Below are 16009 nucleotides of genomic sequence, written 5' to 3'. Positions count from 1 at the left end.
ATGCGGGACGGCTATTATTTGTCCGCTTATTTGCACATTGATCCCCTGGATCATTTGCTGGGAACGATCATCCGTCACGACCAGAACGCGGCCTTGTTTCAGAAGAGCGGCAGGACGGTGAAGCTGATCCGGCTGTGGGAGCTGGAGCGGGTGACGGGAATTAAGGAACATTACGTCTCCTTCTATAGTGCGGAGCAGGCGAGGCATGTTCTGAGCGAGCTTTTGCGGCCGCTCGGCCTGTCCCTCCGGGACATGGTGGAAATATGGGGAACTCCCGGCTTGCAGACGACGGATGATTATCACAGTGTTCAGGAATACCGGGATCTTTCTTATCACAGTATTTCCCATCTGTTCTCTGCGGTTATGGCGGATTCGGAGCTGTTTTACAACAAGCGCATTCTCGGTTTTGCCGTTGACGGCGGTCCCGACGGGGTCGTGGACACGAGGGAACGGACGGAGAAATATTTCTTCACCGGAGGCTATATAAACGAAGGCCGGGTTAACCTGTTTCCGGCAGAATCGCCGGGAATGCTCTGGGGCTGGGCCAAGTTTTATTTCCGGATGCGGGAGGGCACGCTCATGGCGCTCGCTTCGGCAAGCACGAGCGAAATTTACCGGGAGAGGACGGACGGCTTTCCCGTGCTCGACGGGCGGCACGACATGTGGGAATCGACCTGCATCCGTGACCTCGTCAACCGGGTCGAGCAGTTGACCGACGAGGATGCCGGCCGGTTGTTCAACGGATTCGATCCCCGTTTCTCCCGGCGGGAGAACAAAATCAGCATGATCATGAAAATCATCCAGCAGGTTTCGATGGAGGTCATGGATGCCAATATCGACCGCAGCCTGCAGGCGTACTCCATCGATCCGTCGGAAACTTATCTGGCGCTGGCGGGCGGCTTCGCTCTGAACTGTCCGACGAACAGACACCTGATGAATAAATACGGGTTTGCCGGATTTATCGCGCCTCCTTGCGTCGGGGATTCGGGGCTTTCGCTCGGGATGGGGCTTTATGCTTTCCACAAAAAGCTCCGGGGAGAAGCCTTCGATTTTCAGCTGGCTCACGCCTATTTCGGGGAATCCGACTTTTCCCTTCCGGACATTCTGGCGAGCGAAGCTTATGCCCCGTTTATCGAGCGGGCCGGGCCGATGACCGACCAACAGGCGGCGCAAGATATTCAGCGGGGCCTCATTCTGTGGTTCGACGGCGAGTCGGAGATCGGCCCCCGCGCGCTGGGGCACCGCTCTCTTCTGGGAGATCCGCGGACGGAAGTATCTAAGCGCATGGTGAACGAGGTCAAGCAGCGGGAGTGGTGGAGGCCGGTAGCGCCGATCATTCTGGAGGAGGAGACGGCCGAATGGTTCGAGACGGATTATCCGTCGCGGTTTATGCTGCATACGTTCAAGGCGAGGCCGGACAAGGCCCCTCTCATTCCGGGGGTGCTGCATCTGGACGGCAGCGCCCGTGTGCAGAGCATCGGCCGTCTGGAGAATCCCCGGCTGTACGGGGTCATCGGCGAATTCCGCAAGCAGACCGGCGTCCCCGTTGTTTGCAACACGTCGCTGAACGACCGGGGCGAGCCGATCGTCAACACGATCCATGAGGCGCTCAATTTCGCCCTCCGCAAAGGCATACCGGTGGCTTATATCAACGGGATGCGCATCCGGCTGCGGAATCATGCCGGCTATGCCCAAGCCCATGAAGGCCCGTATCCCCGCCGGATCCCGATGGACGCCCTGAGCGACCGGGAAAAGGAGGCGGCGTGGAAGGAGCTGAACCCGTGGGACGTTCCCCGCGACGTGCTTTACCATTACCGGGACCCCAACGAGCAGGAACCGGCAGGTATTTACGACATCCGCAGCCGGGAAGATGCCGAGCGGCTGTGCAGGGAGGTCCGGCTGGTGCAGCGGCATAAGAAATTGTTCCGCACGATCTAAACTGGCGTAAAGGCGTGAATAACGATGCTCATACTGGGATTGGGAGGCTCCATCCACGATTTTTCCGCTTGTCTGCTGCATAACGGGAAAGTCGTTTGCGCGATCGAGGAAGAGCGGCTGTCCCGCTCCAAACAGGCTTTCGTCGATGCTTCGACCTTCCGCTGCAAAGCGGCCCGGTACTGTCTGGATTATGCGGGCGTGACCGAAAAAGAAGTCGATCTGATCATTGGCGCGGACAATATCGAAAGCCGGTATTACGCCCGGTATGTTCCGGGAATCCGGCTGATGAATCATCATCTCGCTCATGCGGCGAGCGCGTTCTATCCGTCTCCCTACGCCGATGCGGCGGTACTGGTGGCCGATGGCCGGGGCAGTTACCTGGACCGGGAGAACAAGATTGTGGAGACCGTTACTTACTATGCGGCCGAAGGTACGGAAATCCGGGAAATCCGTAAGGTGACGGGCCGGGAAAGCGACGATTTCCGCAACGTGTCCAACTCCGCCGGCCTCTTTTATTTGGCCGTGACGGAAGAGATCGGATTCGGGCCGATGTACGACGATAAGACGCTGGCCGTCTCCGCGTATGGAACCGACCGGCTGGTGGAGACGTTCCAAGCCTTCTACTCCCTGGATGACGAGGGCGGTTTCAGCCAGACTCTCGGACAGCTGGGCGAGCTCCGGAGTCTTATCCGTGCGGAGCTCGGCCGGGCGGAAACCGGCAGCGCGCTGTTCCGGGCGAAGGCGGATGCGGCTTATGCCGTGCAGGTTCATCTGGAGCGGATATTGATCCATGCGTGCCGGTATTTGCATAAGCGGACGGGCTCGGACAACCTGTGCCTGGCCGGCAGCGTATTTCTGAATCATGCGGCCGTAAACAGGCTGCTGCGGGAGACTCCCTTCAAGCGGCTGTATCTGCCGCCGGCTGCAGGCGATGCCGGAGCGGCTGCGGGCAGCGCGCTGTACGGGCATCATGTGCTGGGCGGACACCGGAGAGAGGCGCTTGTCCCGGCATCCCCTTACCTGGGGAAGCCGTATCCGGCGGAAGCTATGGAAGCCGCCGTGCGCAAGGCCGAGGATTTCCTGGAGGAAGTGAAGGCCGAAAATGTCAACGGACAGGCGGCCCGGCTGCTTTCCGAAGGGAATCTGGTCGCCGTCTTCCGGGGAGGCGCGGAGTTCGGACCCACGGCGCTGGGAAACAGGAGCATCCTTGCGGATACCCGGTTTCCCGGGAACATTTCGCGGCTGAACTCGGCCAAAAAGCGGGAAGCTTTCCGCCCCTTCGGCTGCATTCGGCTGGAAGAGGATGCCGACAAGGCGGTCCCGCCGGAGGGAGAAGGCCGATTTCAAGCGTATGCATCCGGGGCGGCCGCATCCGGCAAGCTTTGCGATCCGGGGAGTGTCCGGGCAGACCCGGCAGACCCGGCAGACCCGGCAAGCCCGACAAACCCGACAAACCCGGCAAACCCGTCAGACCTTGCGGACAAGGCAAACCGGGCGGGCCTGACGGTGGAAGGAACGGCGCAGCTGCATGCCATCTCTCCCGGATTAAATGCGGAAATGGCCGCACTTCTGGCGGAATACAAGCGCATAACCGGCTGCTCCCTGCTCCTTAACACCTCGTTCAATCTCGATGGAGAGCCGGTGGTGGAGACTCCGGCGGAGGCCGTCCGCTGCTTCCTGAAAGCGGAGTTGGATGTTCTCCTGATGGGGAACAAGCTGTATAAGCGGAAAAGAACGGAAGGGGAGGTAAAGCCGTGAAGCATTTGGACGACAAGCTGCTGCAAGAGTTCCGCCGTTTTTACGAAAGCATTCCCGACAAGAACGGCGTGTATTATCTGTTCTTCACGACAGGACTTCTTCACTGGGCGGTCAAATCGCTTGAATTCGTTCCGGCCTCGGTTCCGGTCGTCTTAATCGGGGCGGGGCTTACCGAAGAAGAGCAAATATGGGTCCGGCAAGAGATCCGGCGCCCTTTCTTTTATTTCGGGGAAAAAGTGGACGAGGGGATCGTCTGGCATTACCTGGCGGCCGTAAACAGGGAGGACTTCGGATGGCTGGATATCGACTGCTTCGTTTTGAATGACCGGCTGTTTGACGAGATGGCCCGCGTACCGCGTTCGGCCTCGATGAACTGCGTGTGGTCGTATGAGTACGGAAAAAGAGCGGTTCCCCCGGCACGTTTTGATTTTCGAATTCTTCGGACGTTCTTCCTGTTTCTTAACCGGAAGGTTATCCGGGAACTGGACGGCGGGAGTTTGCCGTGGTCGCCGCGTCCGTTTCTGCTCGATGCGCCGCCCGTCTCTTCCTCTTTTAAAAGGTACGATACGTTCCACGTGCTGGACGAAGCGCATAAAAGTGCACTGGCCCGAATCCTTCCGGAAAACGGGGACGGGACGCCGGTATTTCCCGCCCAAATCATGAAGAAGGACGGATTCGTCAGCCGCCATCTGGACACCCTGGTTCTGTACCAGCTCCTGGCACATTCCCGAGGCTATCCCATTCATCGCGTAAGGGGTCTGGATGAAGACGAGACCGCTTTGTCGGACGAAATCGTGCATATCGGCTCCGTTTCTTACTACCGTTCTTTTGCGGACCCCGGCTATGAAGTGGTCAACGGAGAAGAACGGGCCCGGTACAACGAAATCTATGAAAGAGTTCTGCTGCTGGACCATACCATAGTCAGCCAATTCGAACGGCGTCTGCCCAAATCTTACTCCGTTTACCGCAGAATGCTGGAACGGGATATCAAACGGCTGGGCATATCTCCGGAACATGTGAAGGAAGAGGCTTTAAAAAAGCTGACCGGTCAGGGAATGAGCCGGAAAGCGGCCGAACGCATCTGTGGGAGCTCTCTATGAGGACATCCGTGCGCAAAGTCCTTGTTACCGGAGCAGGAGGGTATATCGGGTGCGCCCTTGTGCCCGAGCTGGCCAAGCGGGGGTATGAAGTCCGGGCTCTGGACAAGTATGCCCGGGGCCAGGACAGGCATTTTATTCATTCCGGCGTAAGCCGGATTTATGCGGACACCCGAACATGGGGCGGCGAAGGACTTGAAGGCATAGATGCCGTGATCGATCTGGCTGCCATCTCCCATGACCGCCGGGGGGAAATGACTCCGCACGAGACGCTCGACATCAACCAGTTTACGCGTTACCGGACCGCGAAGAGATCCAGGGAAGCGGGAGCCGGGCGGTATCTGTTCATGTCCACCTGCGGCGTATACGGATTCCGGGACGACCCGGGCGGAGCGGATGAGACGGCGGTCCCTAACCCGCTGACGACTTATGCCAAAGCGGCCTGCCAATCGGAGCGGGATATTCTTCTTCTCGGCAGGGAAGGGTTTGATGTCACCGTAGCGCGTCCGGCCATCCTTTACGGCTACTCTCCGCGAATGAGATTCGACCTCGCCGTCAACGCGATGGTCCGGGAGGCGTGGCGGACCGGGACGATCACTCTCCAGGGCGGGGGCGGGCAGTGGAGGCCGTTCGTCCATCTGAAGGATGCCGTCGGGGCCGTCTGCCGTCTGCTGGAAGCTCCTGCGGAGAAGGTGTCCGCCCAGATATTCAACATCGGCTCCGGCGGGCAGAACATCCGGATCCGGGATCTGGCCGAACTTGTTGCGGCCGTACTGCCGATTCCGGTCGAGATCAGACGGGAGGGGCCCGCCGATTCGAGGTCTTACCGGATCAATACGGATAAGATCAGCGGGATGCTGGGCTGGAAAGCTTCGTATTCGCTGAAAGAAGGGATTGAAGAGCTGTACGGAAAAATCGCCCGGGGTATCGTCTGAAACGGTTGTTCTCCTCCGTCAAGGAGCTTCTCCCGACGGGACTTCTCCTTCGGGGCTTCTCCCGACAGGCAGCTCCGAAGAAGAAGTCCCGAAACCAGAACAAAGAAGCTTCCAAGCCCGCATCGCGCAGCGGGCTTGGAAGCTTCTTTTTGAATTCCGGATCCGGGTTAAAGGCGGTCGTTGAAAAGAATCATCGTATGACTTTGGGGACCGCCTCTTAGCTGTCTTTTTTATACACGAGCGGGTTATAGGGGGTGTCCGCCGTCTCGCCCGTCTTCTGTCCCCCGAAGTATTGGTTGAGGTGTCCGGTAGGATCGGACTCGAACGGGTTGACGATCACGGCTCCATCCTCGTAATACATCATCGTCATGGCTTCGCGCGTATCCTGCGTTTCGTTGGGCGGAGCATTGTGAAGCGTCCAGCCCGCGTGAAAGGTCACGTCTCCAAGTCCGATTCCACCGTAAGTCATCTCCTCCAGCCCGAGTCTATACGCCGCTTTCAGATTCTGCTTAGCGGTTTTTCCGCGATTGTCGAGCGTATGGGATCGCGAAATAAAGTGAAGCGAACCCATGGAAGCGGTAACCTCCCGGAGAGGAATCCAGGCTGTAATGGAACGGTCCGTGTCGAGCAGCATGTAGTTGTTATCCTGGTGCATGGGCGTTGCGGCCGCACCGGGCTGTTTGAAGAAGGCGGAGTCCCGGTAAATCCGGACGCCTTCCACGCCCATCAGGTCGGCGGCGATTTTGGCAAGCCGGCGGGAAGCGGCGAAGCGCCCGACATCCGGGTGGCGGAGACGCAAATTGACCGTGCCGGCATCGTCCGGACCCGAGGAGGGGATCGTATTGGTCCTATAATCCCGGATGGCTTCCAGAATGCGGGGCCGGTAGGCCAGAATTTCCCCGGGGGTGAGAACCTGCTTCAAATAAATATGCCCGTTGTCTCTGAAATAACGGATCTGCTCCGGGGTCAGCGTATAGCCGGACGATAAATCCGGCAGGACTTTGCTTGCGGATTCGGATTCCAACTGAATACCTCCTTGTGCGCGTTTACTTTTTTTCTATTATAGAATTCGGTCCGTTCCGGGCCTCAGGTTTTCTTGTCCGGTTGACGCTGTAAAAACGAAACGGGAAAGATTGTCCGATTAACGAGCAAGAAGTTCAGATTGTCCGTTCCACGGCGTTGTTAGAATGGAAATAAGTTCATGTGGCGAGGTGAAAGCATGCAGGACGGTTATTATCTTTCAACCTATTTTCATATCGGCCCCCTGGATTATTTGACGGGGACTTGTATCCGGCACGACCCCAATATGGCCCTGTTCCGCAAGGAGGGCGAAGATATCCGGCTGATCCGCTATTGGGAGCTGGAGAGATTTACGGGGCATAAGCAGCACAGGCAGTCTTTCTACAGCCGTGAGCATGCCGTAGGCGTCGTCAACGAATTGCTCGGCGCGCTCGGCCTGTCCTTCGAAGACATGACGGAAGTATGGGGAACGCCCGGTCTGGCTACGTGTTCGGATTACCACTCCTTGGACGATTACCCGGACTTGTCCTACCACAGCATCTCTCATCTGTTCTCGGCCGTAATGGCGGACAGCCGGCTGTTCTATGAAGGGAACGTACTCGGGCTGGCCGTCGACGGCATCCCGGATGACGTGGTGGACAGGGAGGCGGGGAGCAAGCCGTTTTTTGCCGGCTGTCTGGTGCGCAGGGGAGAGCTGGAACTGTTTCCGGTGCAATCCCCCGGTCCGCTGTGGGATTGGTCCAGCACGTATTACAACCTGAGAGAAGGCACGCTGATGGCGCTTGCCTATGCTTCCGAAAGCACCGTGAAGCCGGTTTCTCTGGAGCTTCCGCCGGCCTATAACCGGAATTTCAACATCTGGGAGCACGATTATTTACGGCCTCTCATCGAAGCTGCGGACCAGCTTTGGGAAAGGGACTCGCAGACAGACCCCGCTTGTACGGGCTTCGATCCCCGCTTCACGGAGAGGGAGAACAAGATTTCCGCCGTGATGAAGCAGGTGCAGGCGGCATCGATCGCCATAATGGAGCGGAATGTGGAAAATATTCTCGAATCATACGGCGTCAATCCGGAAGAGACCTATCTCGCTCTGGCGGGTGGTTATGCGCTGAATTGCCCGACGAACAGCCATCTCATGCGCAAGTACCGGTTTAAAGGCATGATCGCGCCGCCCTGCGTGAACGATTCGGGCCTGTCGCTCGGCATGGGCCTGTATGCGTTTTACCGTAAAATGTTCCCGGCGCGCATCCGGTTCAGGCTCGGTCATGCCTACCATGGCGCAGCCGGGTGCTCGCTGGAGGAAGTCCTTCAGTCCGGCACCTTCACCGATTACATCGGCGGCGTGACCCCGCTGGAAGAAAGCCGGGCGGCGCAAGACCTGTGCCACGCGCCTGTCGTGTGGTTCGACGGACCGGCGGAAATGGGGCCCAGAGCGCTTGGCGCCCGTTCTCTTCTCGGGGATCCGAGGACGCCGGCGGCGAAGGATGCGCTAAATGCCGTCAAGCAAAGAGAATGGTGGCGCCCGGTCGCGCCCGTTATTCTTGCCGGTGAGGTAGGGGAGTGGTTCGAGGAAGGCTGCCCTTCGCCCTATATGCTGCACACTTTCCGCGTAAAGGCGGGAAAGCGGGAGCTTATTCCGGCCGTCACTCATCTGGACGGCACGGCAAGGGTGCAGACGGTGGATGACGTTCCCCCCACCCGGAATTTGTACAGGCTGCTCCGCGCTTTTAAAGAAGCGACCGGTGTTCCCGTCCTGTGCAATACTTCCCTGAACGACAGAGGAGAACCGATCATCCAGGAAGTCGGGGAAGCGCTGCATTTCGCTCTGATGAAAGGCATTGAAGTGGCGTATATCAACGGCAGGCGCCTTCAGCTGGTTAACCACGGCAGCTATCAAACCCGGGCGGGGGCCGCCCCTTTTCCGCGGAAAATTAATTTCAGCCCGATGAGTCCCGAAGAGAGAGAGGATGCGTTGCTGAGGCACAATCCTCATCGAATTCCCCTGGAGATCCTGAAATTTTATATGGAACGGATCGAAAGAGGCGGGATTTCCCGGTATGACATCACCGATCCGAAGCAGGCCCGCCGGCTGATCCGGGAGGTTCAGCTGCACCGGGCGAGGCCGGGAGAACGTGGAATTCGCGATCCTGAAGCCTAGTCATTCAATACATTCGAAGGAGGCTGTTTATGACTGCGTACTCGTTAAGCGTGCAGGAGAAACAATTTTTTGCCGAGGAAGGCTATCTGGTGCTTAAAGGCGTGTATTCGCCGGAAGAAGTGAACGTTTTGAAGGAGGAGTACCACAGGGCTTGGCTCGATTCGATTCTCGACAAGAAAATCGTACAGGACCCGGAGAAGCCGTTAACGAGCCTGTTCCCGCGCATGAAGGATCTGCATAAAGATCATGCCCCTGTGCGCGAATTTGTTTTTAAAGAGAAGGCGATAGCCGCCCTGGAAGAACTGGCCGGGGAAGAAGCCCTTCTGGTATCGACAAACTTTTATTTCAAGCCTCCGGGTTCGGCGGGCATGCCGTTTCACCAGGATAACTACGGGATCGGCGTTCTGCCGGGCACCTGTTATGCGATATGGGCGGGCCTCGATCCGGCGGATGTGTCCAACGGAGGCATGAGGATTGTAAGGAAGACCCATGCGCTGGACCTCCAGGTTCCGGAGAAAGTGTACACAACGGCCGAGGATACCTTCGGCGGCTATGTTCAGACGCTGACCGTTCCCGAAGAACATGAACTTATCGAGCTGCGGACAGAGCCGGGGGATGTCGTGATTTATCACGGAAATTTGGTCCACGATTCGGCGGACAATGCGAGCGAGGTTCTTTTCCGTCATTCGATTATCAGTCATTTCGCCGGGGCCGGTGCCGAGAAGACGACGCTTAATTTCAATTATCTGATGAACAAAGAAGGCCAGCGGGTGCGCAAGCGGATGAACGCGGGCGCCAACTTGGGCAGAAAGGGGGAGTGACCGATGCATGAGAAGCTGCCGGAAGACAAGCTTACCACGTTCGCAAGCGAGGGCTATCTCGTCCTGAGCGATGTGTATACACCGGAGGAAGTCAGCGAATTAATCCGTCAGTTTGAACTGCATTGGGTGCAGCTCACGGCTTCCGGGCAAATTATCCAGAACGGAAACCGTCCGCTCGAAAGTCTGTATCCACGTCTCCGGGATTACCACCGGAAGAATGAAATCATTAAGCGGTTAACTCTCAAACCCCAGTTGTTCGCTTATCTGGAGCAGCTCATCGGTGAAGAGGCGCTCATTATTTCGACCAGCTATTATTTCAAATCTCCTTCGACGAGAGGTCTTCCCCTGCATCAGGATAATTACGCTTTCGGCGTATCGCCGGGAACGACTTATGCCGCATGGATTTCGCTGGATTTTTCCGATGAGGGCAACGGGGGCATGACTTTCGTGCCCGGTACCCACTCGTTGGACCTGCAGGTACCCGAAGGCGACACTTCCGACGTCCGCCGGTATTTTTCCGATGAAGGCCAGTGGCTCAAGGCTTACGAAACGGCGGAGATGGCGGAGGTGGCCACGAATCCGGGGGATGTTATTTTTTTCAACGGGAATGTTGTCCACGGCTCTTCCGACAACTTGTCCAGACACCGCTTCCGCAGGTCGCTGCTCGTTCATTTTACCGGGGTGAGCGTGGAGAAGCTTGCGCTTAATTTTAACAATCTGATGGATAAAACGGGCGCCAGAGTGCGCAGAAGGATCAATACGGATACGAAAATTACCGAAGGCCAGGAATCGGTGTTTTCCATTCAGGAAGCGGATTATTTTGCCGGGTGGAGGTAGAAAGAGGCGTGGAGAAAGAAGGTGACAGGATGCTCATTCGAGTACCGCTCGAAAAGGTGGAGCAGGCCGGAGATCTGATTCAGCTTATGGAAAAAATCTATTATCTGTCCGATCGCATTACGAACGTCAGCTGGGATGAACGGGCTTTGACGATCGAGTACGACGGTGCGGACGAAGAAGAGGTGGCCGGCCGGCTGGAAGCCTTGTGCGCTTCCTTGTCCGGCCGCCGGAAGCTTCCCTACCGGAAGCTGAAAGATAACCGCAGGGACGGGCAGGCAGCCGGTCGCGCGAAAACGGGGACCGGAGCGTCATCCTCCCGGGAACGGGATAGTGAAAGCGCCAAGGAGGCTCATGTTTTACTGGAGCAGGCGCTTGTGAAGCTTCTGCGGAGCCGTGCGCATACGTACGGGGCGGCTCTCCGCAGATACCCGGCGATGATGCCAGAATCCGTCCTGCAGAAGAGCGGATATATCCGGAATTTCCCGCAGAATGTTTATGCCGTAGGGGAATTCCGGCATCAATTCGATACGATGCAGGAGATTCGTTCCCGGCTCGAGGACAACGCACCGCTGCATAAGCTTTTGCAGCCGAGCGGCATGTACCTGCAGCCCTGCATCTGTTACCACGTGTACGAGGAACGGAGCGGGAAGCGAAGCGGCAGCCCTGCGGCGAGCGGAAGCGGTACGGGGGCGGCGGGGGCGGTTTCATCCGGCCCGAACCTCGCGCTCTACTCCGCTTACGGACCGTGCTTCAGACACGAGCACGCCAGCCGGATAGACGATTCCCGGCTGCGTGAGTTCGGGATGTTCGAGATCGTGTACATCGGCGGGGCGCAGGAGGTAAGGGATATGCGGCTGAAGCTGCTGGAGGACACGTGGCGCCTTTTTGAACAATTGGGGCTGGAGGGATATGTGGAGACAGCGTCGGATCCCTTCTTCCTGCCCGAGGATACGGACCGCCGGCTGTTCCAGCTCGCTGCGGAATCGAAATTCGAGCTGAGTTTTGCACCTGGCGGAGAGAGCGCAAGCGATTATGCGGTCGCGTCTTTCAATGTATGCGGCGACGTGCTTTGCAAAGCGTTCGGCATAACCGGGGAAGCGGGAGAAGCCAGCGAAGCCGGTGAGGCCGGTGAGACTGTGGAAGCCGTGGAAGCCGCTCCCCTTCATTCGGGCTGCGCGGCCTTCGGGGTGGACCGCTGGGTACAGGCTTTGGCCGAAACGCACGGATATAAAGCCGGAACCTGGCCGCAGCTCATCAGGGAGCACCTGTAAAGATGGATACGAGACACTTTCTTCCTGTCGTGGAGTCGCCGGGTTTCGAGACCGAATGCTATCACAACATCCGGCTGAGCCTTCTGCTTGCGCATGACCGGACGCTGCCCTGGTACCACAGTCATTTTATGAACCTGACCCTCAAATCGACGGGGGCCGATCTGTTTCCTGTCGTCCGCTTTGAAGAGCATCTCGACGTCTACTCGGAAGTTCTCGAGGAAACGCCTCTTGTCCGCTGTGAGGATTGGGTGGAGACGGCACGGAAAACGCTGGGCGAAGGCCGCTATATGATCGTGTATTTTAACTGGAGAAATATCCCCTGCTCCCGCTATTACAACAAGCAGGATATGTTTCATGAAGCGCTCGTGTACGGCTTCGACGATGAGCGCGGGGTTTTTCACTTTCTCGCCTTCGACGTGAACGGCAAAGGATACGGAAGCTCGGAGGTTCCCTACGGCCTGTTCGGCCGGGAAATGGCCAGATTGGCCGATGAAGATATGCATGCCCAGCGCTGGTTTGCTTTCTACGGGTTTCCCGCGTCGGTTATCCGGCTCAAAGATGCGCTCCCGTCCCGTCCCGATACCCGGAACATGTACTTTGCCCTGGAGAGGGGCAGGGTTCGGGGGAACGGTTCGCTGGATGAGACGTTTGCGATGGGCCATCACGTCAACGAGGTTCTGTCCGTTTATTTCCGGCAGCTTGCGGAGGGAAGGCCTCTTCAGGCAAAGGAATTCATTTACTGGAACATTATCGTTCACAAAATGATTCTCCACAAAAGCCTGATGCTGCAAAGGATTGTTTATCTTCAGGCGGGGACGGATTCCAGTCAGCTCGACCTGCTGAAAAATTTGTATATCAAGGCCAAAACGGAGATGGACCGGGCCAAGTGGACGAGCATCAAATACCAACGGACGAAAGCATCCGTATACCTGCATCAGCTTGCGGACAACTTTCAGACCCTGTACGAGCTTGAAAAACGGGCTTCCGCCATGCTGATGGAGTTTCTCACGCTGTCCCATTTGAAATGAAAATCTGAATCGTCGAGGTGTAAGCATGGACCAAACAGCCATGGAAGCTGTGATTATTGAACATGTGAAACAGATTTTGCCCCAGCAGATCGAGATTGAGCCGACCACCAAACTTCTCGAAACGGGAATCGACTCCATGAGTTTTATCCGGCTTGTGGTTTTGCTGGAGGAAGCTTTCAACATCGTGATCGAAGACGAGGAGATTCTTCTCGAGAATTTTACCAGTGTGGAGACGATCCGGAACCTAATTCGGAAATGCCTGGACAGCAAAGGGTGAACCGGACGGAACGTACGCCAACAGAAGACGAAGAGGTCATGGTCAAAAGCAGAGTAACCGGCTGGGGGATATGAGATAGTAAAAGTACCCCGGGGAAACAAAAAAACAGCCACTCAAGGAGGCAAAAGCATGAAAACCGCATCGTTCAAAAAGAATGCCAAGCAAGTGACCATGACACTGGAGAACTCCAACAGTAAAACGTACCTGGAGTTGCTGGACGGACGTTCCGAAGAGCTTCAATTCACTCAGGTAGCGCCGACCGAGTTCACCGTCAACGATTCCGAATTCAGCCTGAAATCGGGCATCAATGTAGAACTGGGCATTAAAAACGTCGATCTTGTCGCGACTTCGAGCGTGATCTGGCCGGGACAAACCATCCGCGTCCGCGGTGGTCTGCACGGTCAAGGCGCTGCCATGAAAGCCCAAGCCACAATCCCGTTCAACAAAAAAATGGCGGACGGCGTTCAAGGCGAGTCTTGGCTGTACTGGGTGATCGAAACTCCGGAAGGCGAATTCCACAACAAGCAGGCGATTCACATGAAAGGCACCCTGAAAGGCCTGCCTCCGAAAAACGCCACGTTCTATTCGGACAGTGTCACTCCGCTGTTTGACAGCGAAGACAATCAAGTGGGAACCGTATACGGATGCCTGCAATCTAACTAATCGAGCGGTCACGGGAGGGGTCATTAACACGGGCCCCTCTTTCTTACTTGAAAATTGCCGTACGAGAAGGAGAATGCGATGTACGACGTGATTATCGTGGGCGCGAGATGCGCCGGAGCTTCGCTCGCTTCCTTTCTGGGCAGGCGCGGACACTCGGTTCTGCTGGTCGATCAATTTCCGTACCCGAACGCGACAACTTCAACTCACATCCTGGGCGAGAGCGACGTGTACGAGAGGCTCGGAATTCTCGGGAAAATGGAGTCCGCCGGAGCGCCTTCCTTAACGCGGATGCGGGTGGATTTGGAAGGGACTGTTTTCGAATCGGATATTACGGTAACGAAAAGGGCCCTGGGACTCCGCAGAGAGCTGCTGGACCCTCTGCTTCTGCAAAGCGCAGCCCGGCACCGGCACGTTGAAGTGCGGCTTAACACCAGAGTGACGAAGATTTTACTGGAGAACGGACGAGCTGCAGGCATCGAATGCCGGAGGAAGGACGGTCGGCTTCAGCGTTTCGCCGGAAAAGCCGTAATCGGTGCGGACGGCCGATATTCGGCGGTAGCCAAAGGGGTGCAGGCTCCTCTGGAGACAGAAACGGAACGGCCGCTGCACGGGGTTGCTTACGCATATTTGTCCGGTGTGCATCGGCTGCCCGTTCCGGCGGTCGAATGGTACTGGAAGGGTTCGTCCGTCGTCCTGTGCAATCCGATCGACGGCTTGATGCACTGCGCAGCCATCATGTATCCCCCCGAGGAACAGGAGCGGATGACCCGCCCGGGACGAGGGGAATTCATGGAAAGGCTGCTGGAAATCCGTACCCTGGCGCCGAGATTGGCGGAGAGCGGAATGGAAGGAAGCGTCCGAGGAATTCCCCCGGGTAAAAGCTTTATCCGTAAAGCTTACGGCTGCGGATGGGCGCTGGCGGGGGATGCCGGGGCTTTTCTGCACCCGGTAGCCGGCGTCGGAATCGACAATGCCGTATGCACGGCGGAAATCCTGGCGGAAGAGCTGCATGCTTTTTTCACGGGGGAGAAAGAGTGGGAAGAAGCGATGCGTAGCTATGAAGAGCAGCGCAACGACCGGATTTATCCGCAGTATCGGCATTCGCTGGCCACGCTGGATATTGCAGGCGACCCCTTTACGGAAACGTCGGCCGGCGCGCTGAAGATGCTGGCGACTTTCCCGAGTCTGGTCAAGAAAATCGGCATGCAGGCGGAAGCCGTCATTTCACTTTTATCTGGAGGCCAAAGTCATGATTGAATGTCCAACGGACCGTACACGGAATGTCACCTATCTGGAAGCTACCCCGGAGCAAGTATGGCGGTCGATCGCCACGACGGGAGGAACTAATACGTATCTCACCTACTCCTCCTCGACAACGGGCGATCCCTCCCTGCCGCAGGCGGGAGATGTCTACACGCTTAATTACGGCGACATCGAGAACCAGTCTGTCGTTGTGGAAAGCGTACCTAACCACCGTTTCGTCCTGTCGGACGCTTATCAATCCCTGGCACCCGACGGAAAAGCGGAGACGTTCTACGTGAACACGGCTTTTGACCTTGAAGCATTGGACGGGTTTGTCAAATTGAGTCTGCAGGTGCAGGGATTTGCCGACGACACGTACGGGCAGTGGCTGCGCGAGTGTCTGGAAATGGGCTGGCGGCGGTCTTTGATGAATTTGAAGTCGGTGCTGGAACTAGGCCTGGATCTGCGGACGGAATTATTCAGTTATCCGCGGCTCGGCGTAACCAACTGCACGGTGAACAAGGAACAGAGCCGGGAAACGGGAGTATCCGCGGGGGGCGGAAATTATTTGCTGGAAGTATTCCCGAACAGTCCCGCACAGAAAGCGGGGCTCCGCGCAAACGATGTCATCCTCGACATCGGGGGACGGGGAACGGCGACCTACGGCGATTTTGTCCGTGTCATCTCGTCTTATTCCGGTAAAAAGGGGCCCGTATCGGTAAGGTTCAGCCGCAGCGGCAAACAGCATGAAACGACAGTCTGGCTGTCTGTAGAAGAGCAGTTTACCGGTTTGAATAAGGAGAGCCTCTCCCTGGAGGAAATTAAAAACAGGCGCGAGCTTATCGCGAAAAGCCGGTCGGCTTCCGGAGCGATCTGGTCCGGAGCGGAGGGCCGGGAAAGCGGAGAGCGGGAAACCGGAGAGTAGAGTCCGAGGACACCGGAGCTGAATGAAACGAAGGAGCGT

Annotated in this window: 14 protein-coding genes; 13 read left to right on the top strand and 1 reads right to left on the bottom strand. The window is 57.1% G+C overall.

All coding sequences use genetic code 11. From position 1 onward, the window contains the following. Genes AC58P5_RS13955 through AC58P5_RS13940 form a run of 4 tightly spaced genes read left to right on the top strand, consistent with a single transcriptional unit; the run spans position 1 to position 5728 of the window. Entirely contained in the window at positions 1 to 1938 is a 1938-nt protein-coding gene (locus tag AC58P5_RS13955) for a carbamoyltransferase C-terminal domain-containing protein (RefSeq protein WP_497387375.1), read from the top strand. A gap of 24 nt (positions 1939 to 1962) precedes the next feature. Further along, a complete protein-coding gene (locus AC58P5_RS13950) occupies positions 1963 to 3696 on the top strand; it encodes a carbamoyltransferase C-terminal domain-containing protein (protein WP_497387373.1) in 1734 nt (577 codons plus the stop codon). Further along, positions 3693 to 4796 carry a hypothetical protein gene (locus tag AC58P5_RS13945; protein ID WP_497387371.1) on the top strand — a complete coding sequence of 368 codons (1104 nt, stop codon included), beginning with the start codon at positions 3693 to 3695 and terminating at the stop codon, positions 4794 to 4796. The genes AC58P5_RS13950 and AC58P5_RS13945 overlap by 4 nt, the downstream gene beginning before the upstream one ends. Beyond that, entirely contained in the window at positions 4793 to 5728 is a 936-nt protein-coding gene (locus AC58P5_RS13940) for an NAD-dependent epimerase/dehydratase family protein (RefSeq protein WP_497387369.1), read from the top strand. The genes AC58P5_RS13945 and AC58P5_RS13940 overlap by 4 nt, the downstream gene beginning before the upstream one ends. Before the next feature lie 217 nt (positions 5729 to 5945). On the opposite strand, the gene AC58P5_RS13935 is transcribed toward AC58P5_RS13940, so the two are convergent. Next, positions 5946 to 6752: a phytanoyl-CoA dioxygenase family protein gene (locus tag AC58P5_RS13935; protein WP_497387367.1), complete on the bottom strand. Its 807-nt coding sequence runs from the start codon at positions 6750 to 6752 to the stop codon at positions 5946 to 5948. 177 nt (positions 6753 to 6929) lie between these two features. Here AC58P5_RS13935 and AC58P5_RS13930 point away from each other — a divergent pair, with 177 nt between their 5' ends. The 9 genes from AC58P5_RS13930 (at position 6930) to AC58P5_RS13890 (ending at position 15970) form a co-directional block, all read left to right on the top strand. After that, on the top strand, positions 6930 to 8906 hold the full coding sequence (locus AC58P5_RS13930) for a carbamoyltransferase C-terminal domain-containing protein (RefSeq protein ID WP_497387365.1): 1977 nt from the start codon (positions 6930 to 6932) through the stop codon (positions 8904 to 8906). Positions 8907 to 8935: 29 nt separating this feature from the next. Further along, positions 8936 to 9727, top strand: a complete 792-nt coding sequence (locus AC58P5_RS13925; RefSeq protein WP_497387363.1) for a phytanoyl-CoA dioxygenase family protein — start codon at positions 8936 to 8938, stop codon at positions 9725 to 9727. A gap of 3 nt (positions 9728 to 9730) precedes the next feature. Next, positions 9731 to 10564 (top strand): phytanoyl-CoA dioxygenase family protein, encoded by an 834-nt coding sequence (locus AC58P5_RS13920; protein WP_497387361.1) that lies wholly within the window; start codon positions 9731 to 9733, stop codon positions 10562 to 10564. A gap of 29 nt (positions 10565 to 10593) precedes the next feature. Next, positions 10594 to 11835 carry a class-II aminoacyl-tRNA synthetase family protein gene (locus tag AC58P5_RS13915; RefSeq protein WP_497387359.1) on the top strand — a complete coding sequence of 414 codons (1242 nt, stop codon included), beginning with the start codon at positions 10594 to 10596 and terminating at the stop codon, positions 11833 to 11835. Positions 11836 to 11837: 2 nt separating this feature from the next. Next, positions 11838 to 12863: a hypothetical protein gene (locus AC58P5_RS13910; RefSeq protein WP_497387357.1), complete on the top strand. Its 1026-nt coding sequence runs from the start codon at positions 11838 to 11840 to the stop codon at positions 12861 to 12863. A 25-nt stretch (positions 12864 to 12888) separates the two neighbouring features. Next, positions 12889 to 13140, top strand: coding sequence for an acyl carrier protein (locus AC58P5_RS13905; RefSeq protein WP_217559673.1), 252 nt, complete (start codon positions 12889 to 12891; stop codon positions 13138 to 13140). Between the two features lie 129 nt (positions 13141 to 13269). Beyond that, on the top strand, positions 13270 to 13803 hold the full coding sequence (locus AC58P5_RS13900) for a hypothetical protein (RefSeq protein ID WP_497387355.1): 534 nt from the start codon (positions 13270 to 13272) through the stop codon (positions 13801 to 13803). Between the two features lie 78 nt (positions 13804 to 13881). Further along, positions 13882 to 15060, top strand: coding sequence for an NAD(P)/FAD-dependent oxidoreductase (locus AC58P5_RS13895; protein ID WP_497387353.1), 1179 nt, complete (start codon positions 13882 to 13884; stop codon positions 15058 to 15060). Then, positions 15053 to 15970 carry an SRPBCC family protein gene (locus AC58P5_RS13890; protein ID WP_497387351.1) on the top strand — a complete coding sequence of 306 codons (918 nt, stop codon included), beginning with the start codon at positions 15053 to 15055 and terminating at the stop codon, positions 15968 to 15970. Before AC58P5_RS13895 ends, AC58P5_RS13890 begins: the two co-directional genes overlap by 8 nt. Positions 15971 to 16009 lie beyond the last annotated feature (39 nt).

The sequence above is a fragment of the Paenibacillus sp. JT31N7 genome (assembly GCF_059692095.1).
Note: the sequence above shows the minus strand (reverse complement) of the source record. Positions and strands in the feature narration are given on the sequence as shown.

Excerpts from the sequence above, each read along its gene's own strand:
- AC58P5_RS13955 (WP_497387375.1), top strand. The coding sequence starts at position 1 with ATGCGGGACGGCTATTATTTGTCCGCTTATTTGCACATTGATCCCCTG.
- AC58P5_RS13950 (WP_497387373.1), top strand. The coding sequence starts at position 1,963 with ATGCTCATACTGGGATTGGGAGGCTCCATCCACGATTTTTCCGCTTGT.
- AC58P5_RS13940 (WP_497387369.1), top strand. The coding sequence starts at position 4,793 with ATGAGGACATCCGTGCGCAAAGTCCTTGTTACCGGAGCAGGAGGGTAT.
- AC58P5_RS13930 (WP_497387365.1), top strand. The coding sequence starts at position 6,930 with ATGTGGCGAGGTGAAAGCATGCAGGACGGTTATTATCTTTCAACCTAT.
- AC58P5_RS13925 (WP_497387363.1), top strand. The coding sequence starts at position 8,936 with ATGACTGCGTACTCGTTAAGCGTGCAGGAGAAACAATTTTTTGCCGAG.
- AC58P5_RS13920 (WP_497387361.1), top strand. The coding sequence starts at position 9,731 with ATGCATGAGAAGCTGCCGGAAGACAAGCTTACCACGTTCGCAAGCGAG.
- AC58P5_RS13915 (WP_497387359.1), top strand. The coding sequence starts at position 10,594 with ATGCTCATTCGAGTACCGCTCGAAAAGGTGGAGCAGGCCGGAGATCTG.
- AC58P5_RS13910 (WP_497387357.1), top strand. The coding sequence starts at position 11,838 with ATGGATACGAGACACTTTCTTCCTGTCGTGGAGTCGCCGGGTTTCGAG.
- AC58P5_RS13905 (WP_217559673.1), top strand. The coding sequence starts at position 12,889 with ATGGACCAAACAGCCATGGAAGCTGTGATTATTGAACATGTGAAACAG.
- AC58P5_RS13900 (WP_497387355.1), top strand. The coding sequence starts at position 13,270 with ATGAAAACCGCATCGTTCAAAAAGAATGCCAAGCAAGTGACCATGACA.
- AC58P5_RS13895 (WP_497387353.1), top strand. The coding sequence starts at position 13,882 with ATGTACGACGTGATTATCGTGGGCGCGAGATGCGCCGGAGCTTCGCTC.
- AC58P5_RS13890 (WP_497387351.1), top strand. The coding sequence starts at position 15,053 with ATGATTGAATGTCCAACGGACCGTACACGGAATGTCACCTATCTGGAA.